Consider the following 11,596-nt stretch of genomic DNA (forward strand, 5'->3'; position numbering starts at 1 on the left):
CGCCACCCCCTATGATGCCCCCGGGATCATACCATCCCCGGTGCAAAGCGACAGTCGCGTACGGCCTGTTTACTGGAACCCGACGGCATCGACCGCGCCCTTCGGGCAGCCAGCCTTGGCGGTCGGCGCCGAGGCAAGCAGCAGGGCACCGAGCGAAGCGTTCGAAGCGATCGGGCCGGTCAGGCCGAGCGTCAGTTCGCCGATTAGCCGCCTGCCGTTCGAAGGATCGACGACGCAGGACACGCGGACCCGGTCGCCCGCGCCTTTGCCGAAGGCACTGTCGAAGGTGCTGCGGATCTGATCGGACGTGAGCTGCTTGCCGACGCTCTTGGTGAAGAGATCGCGCACCGGCGACGCGTTCACCGCGTGCATCAGGTTCAACGCGTCGGCGAAATACTCCTGCTGGCTCTTGCCGTAGCAGGTGCCGTGCTTGATCCATTCATGCCTTTCGAGGGCGGATGCGGTGCCCGGCATCACCTGGTCGAGTTCCGCTCGCGTTTTCGGGTCAAGGGTGACCGGCGGCAAGTCTCGCCAGTGCGCCGGATCGTCGTTCGCCTTGTCGCTTGCGGCGACCTGGCAATAGAAATTTCCGTTCGGCTGCGGCCACAACCCATGCAAGGTGAAGTGGGTCGCCTCGAAACCGGCGGCGGTCTGCGTACGGCATTCGGCCTTGCTGGATTTGGTCTCGCAGAAAGCCGGCTGCCAGCTCAGCGCGAAGACATATTCCGGCTTTCCGGACGCCGATGGCTTGTTCGGCTCGGCAGGCGCCGGTGCAGCCGGCATCGTCGACGCGCTGCCGCCCGAAACACGACCGCAGCTGATCTTGACCCAGCGGCGCTCCGGATCGGCGCCCGGCACGCGAATGAGGTAGTGGGTGGGCGCGTCCTTGTTGCCGGCCAGCAGGTCATAACTCTGACCAGCCGCGGTCGAGACATTGCCGGGATTCTTGCCGCTCTTGATCGCCTGTGTCGCCGGACAGGCGGCATCGGCGACGAAAGAGCCGGTCATCTTCACATCGGCCCGCGCCGCGCTTGCGCCAGCAAACGCAACAAACACTGCCCCCCATATCGCCCAAATCCGCATTCCGGCACTCCTCGTGATTCACGCCGCAAGCTAGAAACTTGCGACATGTCAGAATTACGATTTCTTTCGCCGGCCGTAAAAACAATCGCCAGCGCATTGAGACGGCTCGCGCGTGGTCGATCAGGATCCGCCCGCCTCCACCCGTTCCGTCAGGGTGCGCAGCAGATCAAGCGAGGCTTTCAGCACGTCGGCGTCCATACCCTCCGAAACGCGGTTCGCCCAAACATGCTGGCGTGTGCCGATATTCTTGACCGCTGCCCGGCCGGCATCGGTTATCGACAACAGCTTGGCGCGGCGATGCGCCGGGTTGTCGGCGTAGGCGGCAAGCCCCTCCGCAGCCAGTATGTCGGCAAGCCGCTGTACACTCTGACGGGCGAGACCCATGTCGCGGGCGATGTCGGCCACAGATTTCGGCTCCTTCAACACTGCACCCAAAACCTGCCAGCGCGCTGCCGTCAGCCCGATTGGAGCGGCCAGCCGGTCGGCCGCATCCAGAAAACTGCCGTTCATCCTGAACACGGCAAGCACCAGTTCGGTGAGCACATTTGCCGCTTCGGTCCTGGTCGTCATTTCTGGCCGGCCTCGATGGTCGCGACGAAATTATTAACGGCTTCGGCTACGACCTCGGGCTTGTCAAGCATCACCCAATGGCCGCTGCCCGCCACGATCTGGCGCGGAATGTCCGTGCGCAGCCGGTAGAGCGCGGCTGGAGTGTCGCTGGCCTCGGTAGCCAATACGAACATAGGTCCGCGATACGCATCGAGTGCCGGCTCCGGGTTCCATTCGGCCAGTGCCTTGCCGACACCTGCCCTCGCCGCCGGATCGACCACTGCCGCATCGGCCAGAACACGCTGGCGAACAACCGCGTTAGGGCCGGCAATCGACGTGTAATAGGCGTTCAGGACATCACGGCCTTGCGGACCGGCCAGATCGCGGACAAAGCCGTCACGAATCGCCTGCGGCAGCGCACGAGGATCGGTCGCCGGGTCGACGAGCAAGACACCGGCGACCCGGTCGGCATGGCTGGCGGCATAAGCGAGCGCCACGCCACCGCCGCCGCTGTGCGCGACAATGAGAAACCGCTTCAGGCCAAACGCGTCGGCCACGGCACCGACATCCATTGCACGACCGTCATAACCATAGTCACCGTCCTGCGCCGGCGCGGAGGCGCCATGACCGCGAAAATCGAAGGCTACCGCCTCGCGGCCTCCGACGGAGAGCTGCATCACCCGGTCCCAGTGGGAAGCGCGGCTGCAATCTCCATGCAGGAACATGATCGGCAGGCCATTGCCGGCGTTGATCCTATAAGTGGCAAGCTGGCCTTGCGGGCCTGGAACAGTGGACGTCATCATGGTCATCTCCCTGGTTTCCTGACTGAACGCAGCAATCCCTGACAACAGGGTGGCCGTCGTGAAGGCGAAGCCCGCCAGCAGATTGCACGCCGCGAAATGGCCCCGGTGGTTTTCATAGTCATACCCCCAATCTGCCGCTGACAATTTGACAGTATGCTGTCATGTAATCACATTGACAGCATGCTGTCAACTACCGTCGAATGGGTACCCTGCGTCCCTTGACGTCGATCGCTGCGTCGCCCAACAGTCGCCGACGGGAGCGAGACATGCCATTTGACAAGCAGAGGATGCTGGCATCGCCGACCGGCGCCGAGCTCAACCTTTATGTGAAACACGCCATCGGCCAACCGCGCGCCATTGTCCAGGTCAATCACGGGTTGGCCGAGCACGCGGCGCGCTATGCCCGTTTCGCCGATTTCCTTGGCGAGCGCGGCTACCAGGTCTACGCGCACGACCACCGTGGCCATGGCGCCACCAAGGCGCCCGACGCGCCACCTGGCAGGTTCGCCGATGCGGATGGCGGTGCCAAGGTCATCGCCGATGTCGCCGCCGTCCATGATCTCATCGCCAGGGAACAGCCGGGTCTGCCGATCATCGTCTTCGGCCACTCCTTGGGCGCGTCGGTCGCGCTGAATTTTGTCCTCCGCCACTCGGCGCGCATCCATGCCGCCGCGATCTGGAACGGCAATTTCTCGGCCGGACTGCTCGGCCAAATCGCGCTGGCCATGCTTGGTTGGGAAAAGTTCCGGCTTGGCTCAGACGTGCCGTCGCGCCTGCTGCCCCGGCTGACGTTCCGGGCCTGGGGCAAGGCGGTGCCCAATCACCGGACGCCGTTCGACTGGCTGTCGCGCGATGCCGCTGAAGTCGAGAAATACATCGCCGACCCGCTTTGCGGCTGGGACGCATCGGTGTCGATGTGGCAGGACATCGTCATGATGACGCTGCATTGCGGCAGCGACCGCAATTTTTCCGGCGTGCGGCGCGACCTGTACGTCAATCTGGTCGGAGGCGAGCAAGATCCGGCCTCGGACGGCGGCAAGGCGGTCAGCCATCTTGCCGGCCGGATGCACATGATGGGCTTTTCGAATCTCGTTTCAAAGGTTTACGCCAAAACCCGCCACGAAAGCCTGAACGAGATCAACCGAGACGTCATCATGGAGGATTTTGCCGCCTGGGCCGACCGCGTGCTGAGGGCACAGTGATACTGGCCCATTGCAAGGGCCGTGACAGCGGCGCGCGGGATTGATAGAGGCTGCGCTTTCGATCAACCACGGTGATCCATGACTGAGCCTCCGCTCAAAGGCATCCGCGTCATCGAACTCGCACGCATCCTCGCCGGGCCATGGGCCGGACAGCTGCTTGCCGACCTCGGCGCCGACGTGATCAAGGTCGAGAGCCCGGACGGCGGCGACGACACCCGCAAATGGGGACCGCCCTTCGTCATCGGCCATGACGGCGAGAACCTTTCGGCCGCTTATTACCATTCCTGCAACCGCGGCAAGCGCTCCATCGCCATCGACTTCTCGACGCCCGAGGGTGCCGAGACGGTGCGCCGGCTGGTCGCGACATCGGATGTGCTGATCGAAAACTTCAAAGTCGGCGGACTGAAGAAATACGGCCTCGACTATGACAGCCTGAGGAAAATCAACTCGCGGCTGATCTATTGCTCGATCACCGGTTTTGGCCAGTCGGGACCGTATGCGCCGCGTGCCGGCTATGATTTCATCATCCAGGGCATGGCCGGCATGATGTCGATCACCGGCGAAGCCGGCCGCGAACCGCAAAAGGCGGGCGTCGCTATTTCAGATGTTTTCACCGGGCTTTATTCGGTCATCGCCATCCAGGCGGCGCTTCGCCATGCCGAGAAGACCGGCGAAGGCCAGCATATCGACATGGCGCTCTACGACACCCAGATCTCGACGCTCGGCAACCAGAACCTCAACTATCTCGTCTCCGGACAGTCGCCGGTGCAGATGGGCAATGCGCATATGAACATCGCGCCCTACGAAGTGGTGCCGGTGAAAAATGGCCACATCATCCTGGCGGTCGGCAATGACGGCCAGTTCGCAAAATTCTGCGCTGCCGTCGGCCTCGACGAGCTGGCGTCGAACCCTGACTTCGCCACCAATCCCGCCCGCGTCGCCAACCGGGCGAAGCTGCGCGAGCACATGATCGAGGCGCTGAAAGCCTTCGATCGCGACCCGCTGCTGGCCAGGCTCGAAGCCGCCGGGGTTCCAGCCAGCCCGATCAACAACATCGGCCAGATGTTTGCCGACCCGCAGACCATCGCGCGCGGCATGCGGCTCGACCTCGATGACGGCCATGGCAATCTCTTGCCCTCGGTGCGGGCGCCGATGATCATGTCCGGCACGCCGCTGGTCTATGAACGTCCGTCACCGCGTCTCGGCGAACACACCGAAGAAATCCTTGCCGAACTGGAGAGGTCAGGAAAATGAAGACCGGCGGACAACTCATCGTCGATGCGCTCGAAGCCAACGGAACGGACCGTATCTATTGCGTACCCGGCGAATCCTATCTGGCGGTGCTCGACGCGCTGCATGATTCACCGATCCGCACAATCGTCTGCCGCCAGGAAGGCGGTGCCGCAATGATGGCCGACTGCCACGGCCGCCTGACCGGCAGACCCGGCATCTGCTTCGTCACCCGCGGCCCAGGCGCCACCAATGCCTCGGCCGGCATCCACATCGCGATGCAGGATTCAGTCCCCCTCATCCTGTTCATCGGCCAGGTCGCCAGCCACGCCAAGGGGCGCGAGGCCTTCCAGGAGGTCGACTACGTCAGGTTCTTCGGCGATATCGCCAAATGGGTGGTCGAGATCGACGACGCCGCACGCATACCCGAATTCGTCACACGCGCCTTTGCGGTGGCGACGTCCGGTCGCCCGGGCCCGGTCGTCATCTCGCTGCCCGAGGACATGCTGACCAGCCTCGCGGAGGCACCGGACGCCCGGCATTATACCCCTGTCGAGACGCGGCCTGGCGAAGTCGAGCTCGACGCACTGGAACTGTTGCTCAACCAGGCAAAGCGGCCCTTCGTCATCCTCGGCGGTACGCGCTGGGACGCGCAGGCCGTTGCACGGATGCGGACGATAGCCGAAGCCTGGTCACTGCCGGTCGGCTGCTCCTTCCGCCGCCAGATGCTGTTCGACCATCTCCACCCGAACTATGCCGGCGATGTCGGCATCGGCATCAATCCCAAGGTAGCAACCGCCATCAAGCAGGCCGACCTCGTGCTGCTGATCGGCGGCCGTATGGGCGAGATGCCGTCATCCGACTACACGCTGCTGAAGAGCCCCTACCCCGACCAGACGCTGGTCCATATCCATGCCGACGCCGGCGAACTCGGCCGCGTCTACCGGCCGGCGCTGGCGATCAATGCCTCGCCTGCCGCTTTCGTCGAAGCCTTTGCCGGACGCAAGCCGACCGCAACGCCGGTCTGGGCGGCTGAGGCAGCGAAGCTGCACGCCGCCTATCTCGACTGGTCGACGCCTCCGGAGAGCGGCCCCGGCGCCGTCCAGATGGGGCCGATCATGAATTATCTCGAAACGATGCTGCCGGACGACGCCATCCTCACCAACGGCGCCGGCAACTACGCCACCTGGGTGCATCGCTACCATCGCTTCCGGCGTTTCGGCACGCAGGCAGCACCCACATCCGGCTCGATGGGCTACGGCACGCCGGCGGCGGTCGCCGCCAAGCAGCTTTTCCCCGACCGCGACGTGATCGCCTTCGCCGGCGACGGCTGTTTCCTGATGAACGGCCAGGAATTCGCCACCGCCGTGCAATACGGGCTGCCGATCATCGTCATCGTCGTCAACAATGGTATCTACGGCACCATCCGCATGCATCAGGAGCGCGAATATCCCGGCCGTGTCGTCGCCACGGACTTGAAGAATCCCGACTTTGCTGCTTTGGCTCGTGCCTATGGCGGCCATGGCGAGACGGTGGAAAAGACCGCCGACTTCGCGGCGGCCTTCGAGCGAGCGCGGGCCAGCGGCAAGCCGTCGATCGTAGAGATCCGGCTCGACCCTGAAGCCATCACGCCGACCCGCACGATGTCCCAGATTCGCGACAAGGCCTGACAAAACAGGATGATTGCCCTGTTTTGTCGTCGTGATCTGCCTATTTGGCCTTCTCGATCTGGCCGCGGATCTCGCCGTCCGCATGGGCCGCGGTGTGGATGTTGACGTAATATTTGCCAGCCTCAAGATCGGTGGCCTGGGCATCGGTCAATGTCGCCGAACCCTTGATCGGGCTCTTCAGCTTGCCTTCGAACGGCACCACCGGATCGGCGTTTTGACCCTTTGCCGCCGGGCCGTGAATGTGTGCGGCCTTCGCCGGCCCGCTGAGGCCGGAATATCTCACGGTCCAGCTGAGTTTCTTGGTGGCGGTGTTGAACCTGAGCGTGGCGGTGCCCTTGCCCTTCGTGGTGACGGGCGGGTTCTGCTGAGCACCATCGAGCGTCGCCGTCATCTTCATGGTTTCGGCCAAGGCCGGTGAAGCAGAGAAGATGGCTGCAGAAATGGCCAGCGCCGAAAGCATCGGCGTGAAGGACTGGATGCGCATGGAAACCTCCGTTGTGACACCCTTGAGGCGGATGCACCGGCACAACGATTTTGCGAGCGGATGTTTCCGCCGGTAACGTTTATTTTACCTCCCACTAAAAAGGGGCGGTCGCCCGCCCCTTTTCCGCTACAAGCCAGTTTGACAGCCCTATTTGATGGCCTTGTCGGTGATCGCCGTCGTGTAGGCGCCGGTAGGCTCCTTGCTGATGATCTTCTGGTCGAGCAGCGCCTTGGCGGTGCGCTCGTAGGTCGCCGGATCGAGCTTGCCATCGGCATTGTCGATCAGCTTGGCGACTTCGCCCATCATGCGCTTCTGGTGATTCTCGTCCTGGCCGCCATTGTCCATGACGATGCCGGCCGCTTCGTCGGAATTATCGACGGCGTATTTCCAACCCTTCATCGAAGCGCGCACGAAACGCACCATCTTGTCCTCGAAGGCCGGATCCTTGAGCTTGTCCTCCAGGGCATAGAGCCCGTCTTCGAGCAGATCGTTGCCCATGGCGGAATAGTTGAAGACGGTCAGCTCTTCCGGCTTGTAGCCGGCGTCGATGAGCTGCCAGTACTCGTTATAGGTCATGACCGAAATGCAATCCGCCTGCTTCTGGATCAGCGGCTGCACATCGAAGCTCTGCTTGAGCACGGTGACGCCGTCCGGCCCGCCATCGGTCTTGAGGCCAAGCTTGTTCATCCAGGCATAGAACGGATACTCGTTGCCGAAGAACCAGACGCCGAGCGTGTGGCCCTTGAAGTCGGCTTCTGTCTTGACCGGACCGTCCTTCGGGCAGACCAGCTCCATGCCGGCCTTCTTGAACGGCTGGGCGATGTTGACCAGCGGCACGCCCTTCTCGCGCGCAGCCAGCGCGCCGCCCATCCAATCGACGATGACGTCGGCGCCGCCGCCGGCGATGACCTGCTCGGGCGCAATGTCCGGGCCGCCGGGCTTGATGTCGACGTCGAGGCCCTCGGCTTCATAGAAGCCCTTGGCCTTGGCGACATAATAGCCGGCGAACTGTGCCTGGGTGACCCATTTCAGCTGCAGCGTCACCTTGTCCGCGGCCATCGCCTGGAACGCGGCAAGCGACATCGCGCCGGCCAGCATCGAAACAACAAGTCTTTTCATGTTTTTACCCTCTGAAGTTAGCGCCCTAAACCCACCGCCCCTATCCACCACGGACAGAGGGATGCCAAAACGTGACTGCTCTCTCGAAAAGAGCGACCACGCCATAAAAGACCGAACCCGCAAGTGCTGCAACTGCGATTTCCGCCCACACCATGTCGATGTTCATCCGCCCGACTTCCGTCGAAATGCGGAATCCCATGCCGACCACCGGCGTGCCGAAGAACTCGGCGACGATGGCGCCGATCAGCGCCAGCGTCGAATTGATCTTCAACGCATTGAAGATGAAGGGTGCCGCCGCCGGCAGCCGCAGCTTGAACAGCGTCTGCCAGTAGCTCGAGGCATAGGTGCGCATCAGGTCGCGCTCCATATGGCCGGAGGCGGCAAGCCCGGCGACGGTGTTCACCAGCATCGGGAAGAAGGTCATGATGATGACCACCGCTGCCTTCGACTGCCAGTCGAAGCCGAACCACATGACCATGATCGGCGCGACGCCGATGATCGGCAGCGCCGACACCATATTGCCGATCGGCAAAAGCCCGCGCCGCAGAAACGGCACGCGGTCGGCGGCGATGGCAACGAGGAAGCCGGCGCTGCTCCCCACCACATAGCCGAAGATAACAGCCTTGAAGATGGTCTGCCTGACATCGGCCCCCAGCACCGGCAGCGAGCCGACGATGCGTGCACCGATGGCGCTTGGCGGCGGCAACAGGATGAAGGGAATGCCGGCACCACGCGTCACCGCCTCCCAGATGATCAGGATCCAGGCGCCGAAGATGGCCGGAATGATCAGGCGCAGGGCGGTTGACGCCCAGCGCGACGTCGGGCGAAACGACGACAAGACCGTTACGCAGCGCCAGGCCAAAAACCACGCCGCGACGAGCAGCAGATAGAAGGATGCGCGAGCGCTGCCCTCATTGCCGGTTATGCCGGCGAGCAGCATCCACGCTGCGCCATGCGCGCCAAGGAACAGCAACACCACCCCGATCATCGGTGGAAAGTTGTCGGCCTCGATTGCCACGAGCAGCAAAATGAAAATCAAAACCGCAGTTGCCATGCCGTAACCGGGCGTAGCACTGACGAGCGGCCAAAGAAGCAGCGCGCCGGCAAGCAGGACAAGCGCTGGATACCCCTGCCAGGATCGAGGCGTGATTGAGGAAAGGCTCAGGATGGAGCTCATGCCGGCCTCCCGCCCATGGCGCGGTCGACAAGGCGCCCGGCGATGCCGACGACCATCACCAGCAGCGCCGCGACCACCGACCCGGCAACCAGAGCCGACCAGATGTCGATGGTCTGGCTGTAGTAGGCGCCGGCGAGCAATTTGGCGCCGATGCCGGCGACGGCGCCGGTCGGCAACTCGCCGACGATGGCGCCGACCAGGCTGGCGGCCACCGCCACCTTCATCGAGGTAAACAGGAACGGCACCGAAGCCGGCACCCGCAATTTCCAGAAGGTCTGCGAGGCACTGGCATTATAGGTGTGCATCAGGTCGAGATGGGTAAGCTCGGGCGAGCGCAGTCCCTTCACCATGCCGACTGCCACCGGAAAGAACGACAGATAGGTCGAGATCAGCGCCTTCGGGATAAGCCCGGTGATGCCGATCGCCGCCAGCACGACTATGATCATCGGCGCCACCGCCAGGATCGGAATGGTCTGCGAGGCGATGATCCACGGCATCAGACTGCGGTCGAGCGTCGCCACATGCACGATGCCGACGGCGATGACGATGCCGAGCGCCGTGCCGAAAGCAAAGCCGAGCAGCGTCGACGACAGCGTCACCCAGGCATTGTAGACAAGGCTGCGGTTCGAGGTGATGCTGCGCAGAAAGGTGTTTTCGAAAAAATTCACCGCCACCTGATGCGGCGCCGGCAGCGTCGGCTTCGGCTGCGCCAGCGTCTTGCCGATGAATTCCACAATACCCGGTGTCTGATTGGCGCGGCGGTCGAGATCGCGCTGGAACGGCGTGTTGAGGATGACGGCCATGACGTACCAGACGACGACAACGCCCAGGAGGATCGAGGTCACCGGAACGATCTTGTCGCGAAACGAGTCCATCTAGCAGGCCTCGCCGGGTAAGCGCCCTCCTCTCCCCAACGGGGAGAGGGTGACTGGAGCGAAGCGGAGGCCGGGTGAGGGTGACCGCGCTTTTGTCATCCTAGGGCGGAAGCGCCGCGAAGCGGCGTGCGTATCGGGAGCGCCCCACCACGCTTTCGTCATCCTAGGGCGAAGCAAGGAGCGAAGCGACGCGGCGCAGACCCTAGGATCCATGCCGTAACCTCCCCGCTCCGCAACGGTGCTGAAAATGGCTCCCTCCACACCGCTCTGCCCGGCGAATATTCTGAACCGCTTGCGCCTTTCGGCTAATGTCACGGCATGATGGGGTGGACGGCGCCCGACGGCATCGGATGTGCCAGAATGAGTTCGTTGAGATCTCAAACAAGGGAGCCGTCCGTGGAACACCTTATCCGTATTGGCATGGATACGTCCAAGAGTGTTTTTCAGCTGCATGGTGTCGACGCTGCGGAGCGTTCGGTGCTGGTGCGTAAATTGCAACGGCGGGCGGTAGTCCCGTTCTTCGCCAAGCTTGCGCCGGTGAGGATCGGGCTGGAGGCGTGCGGTGGCTCGCATTACTGGGCGCGCACGCTGTCGGGGCTGGGTCATGAGGTGGTGCTGATCGCGGCGCAGCACGTGAAGCCGTATGTGCGGCGCGGCAAGCATGACGCGGCTGACGCCGAGGCGATCTGCGAGGCGATGAGCCGGCCCAGGACACGCTTTGTTGGGATCAAGAGCGGCGAGCAGCAAGCGGCGCAGATGCTGTTTGGGGTGCGCGAGCAGCTGGTGCGGCGGCGCACGCAGCTTTCCAACACGATCCGCGGCTACGCAGCCGAATTCGGCCTGGTGGCCGCACAAGGCCTTGCCCGCATCGAGCCACTGCTGGCCCGCATTGCCGGCGACGCGACGGTGCCGGCGCTGGCAAAGGAACTGCTTGAGACGCTCGGCGAGGAATACCGCGCGGTGTGCGCGCGATACGCGGCAATCGACAAGAAGCTGTTGGCCCATCACCGCAAGGACGAGACTGGACAGCGGCTGGCTGCGATGCCCGGCGTCGGGCCGGTCGTGGCGAGCCTGCTCGGCGTCAAGGTCACTGATGCGACAGCGTTCGGTTCGGGACGCGACTTCGCGGCGTGGCTGGGGCTGACGCCGAAGAACCATTCGACCGCCGGCAAGAACCGGCTGGGGGTGATCACGCGGGCCGGCGACGAGATGCTGCGGCAGGCGCTGGTGGTGGGCGCGACGGCCCACATCCAGCAGGTGCGTCGCGGCCGCGCCAAGGCCTCGCCGTGGCTGGCGGCGTTGATTGCGCGCAAGCCGCCGAAGCTGGCGGCTGTGGCGCTCGCCAACAAGACCGCCCGTATGGCCTGGAAGATGATGATCACCGGCGAGCCGTACCGTTGCGGC

General features: G+C 63.6%; 11 protein-coding genes. 4 read left to right on the plus strand and 7 right to left on the minus strand.

The genetic code is table 11. The features are described from left to right. Positions 1 to 69: 69 nt before the first annotated feature. The 3 genes from NKJ15_RS12230 to NKJ15_RS12240 all read right to left on the minus strand — a co-directional run bounded on the left by NKJ15_RS12230 (position 70) and on the right by NKJ15_RS12240 (position 2,435). Positions 70 to 1,083, minus strand: coding sequence for a ribonuclease T2 family protein (locus tag NKJ15_RS12230; RefSeq protein ID WP_352471519.1), 1,014 nt, complete (start codon positions 1,081 to 1,083; stop codon positions 70 to 72). A gap of 120 nt (positions 1,084 to 1,203) precedes the next feature. Continuing rightward, entirely contained in the window at positions 1,204 to 1,653 is a 450-nt protein-coding gene (locus NKJ15_RS12235; protein WP_352471518.1) for a MarR family winged helix-turn-helix transcriptional regulator, read from the minus strand. Next, the gene (locus NKJ15_RS12240; protein ID WP_352815478.1) at positions 1,650 to 2,435 is read right to left on the minus strand and encodes an alpha/beta fold hydrolase; all 786 of its coding nucleotides are present in this window, start codon (positions 2,433 to 2,435) and stop codon (positions 1,650 to 1,652) included. The genes NKJ15_RS12235 and NKJ15_RS12240 overlap by 4 nt, the downstream gene beginning before the upstream one ends. Before the next feature lie 266 nt (positions 2,436 to 2,701). Between NKJ15_RS12240 and NKJ15_RS12245 the strand changes: the two genes are divergently transcribed. The 3 genes from NKJ15_RS12245 (at position 2,702) to NKJ15_RS12255 (ending at position 6,537) form a co-directional block, all read left to right on the plus strand. Further along, positions 2,702 to 3,637: an alpha/beta fold hydrolase gene (locus NKJ15_RS12245; protein ID WP_352815479.1), complete on the plus strand. Its 936-nt coding sequence runs from the start codon at positions 2,702 to 2,704 to the stop codon at positions 3,635 to 3,637. A gap of 78 nt (positions 3,638 to 3,715) precedes the next feature. Next, entirely contained in the window at positions 3,716 to 4,891 is a 1,176-nt protein-coding gene (locus tag NKJ15_RS12250) for a CaiB/BaiF CoA transferase family protein (RefSeq protein WP_352815481.1), read from the plus strand. Next, positions 4,888 to 6,537, plus strand: a complete 1,650-nt coding sequence (locus NKJ15_RS12255; RefSeq protein ID WP_352815483.1) for a thiamine pyrophosphate-binding protein — start codon at positions 4,888 to 4,890, stop codon at positions 6,535 to 6,537. Before NKJ15_RS12250 ends, NKJ15_RS12255 begins: the two co-directional genes overlap by 4 nt. Before the next feature lie 40 nt (positions 6,538 to 6,577). On the opposite strand, the gene NKJ15_RS12260 is transcribed toward NKJ15_RS12255, so the two are convergent. The 4 genes from NKJ15_RS12260 to NKJ15_RS12275 all read right to left on the minus strand — a co-directional run bounded on the left by NKJ15_RS12260 (position 6,578) and on the right by NKJ15_RS12275 (position 10,192). Beyond that, positions 6,578 to 7,021, minus strand: a complete 444-nt coding sequence (locus NKJ15_RS12260) for a CHRD domain-containing protein (protein ID WP_352471512.1) — start codon at positions 7,019 to 7,021, stop codon at positions 6,578 to 6,580. A gap of 147 nt (positions 7,022 to 7,168) precedes the next feature. Beyond that, complete coding sequence (locus NKJ15_RS12265; protein ID WP_352681854.1) at positions 7,169 to 8,140, minus strand: ABC transporter substrate-binding protein; 972 nt, start codon at positions 8,138 to 8,140, stop codon at positions 7,169 to 7,171. Positions 8,141 to 8,180: 40 nt separating this feature from the next. Beyond that, the gene (locus tag NKJ15_RS12270; RefSeq protein ID WP_352815486.1) at positions 8,181 to 9,317 is read right to left on the minus strand and encodes an ABC transporter permease; all 1,137 of its coding nucleotides are present in this window, start codon (positions 9,315 to 9,317) and stop codon (positions 8,181 to 8,183) included. Beyond that, positions 9,314 to 10,192 carry an ABC transporter permease gene (locus tag NKJ15_RS12275; protein ID WP_352501094.1) on the minus strand — a complete coding sequence of 293 codons (879 nt, stop codon included), beginning with the start codon at positions 10,190 to 10,192 and terminating at the stop codon, positions 9,314 to 9,316. Before NKJ15_RS12275 ends, NKJ15_RS12270 begins: the two co-directional genes overlap by 4 nt. A gap of 396 nt (positions 10,193 to 10,588) precedes the next feature. On the opposite strand from NKJ15_RS12275, the gene NKJ15_RS12280 reads away from it, so the two are divergent. After that, positions 10,589 to 11,596 (plus strand): IS110 family RNA-guided transposase (locus NKJ15_RS12280; RefSeq protein WP_352815488.1); only part of this gene is annotated, 1,008 nt, incomplete at its 3' end.

The sequence above is a fragment of the Mesorhizobium sp. M0207 genome (assembly GCF_040321995.1).
Classification (GTDB): Bacteria; Pseudomonadota; Alphaproteobacteria; order Rhizobiales; family Rhizobiaceae; genus Mesorhizobium.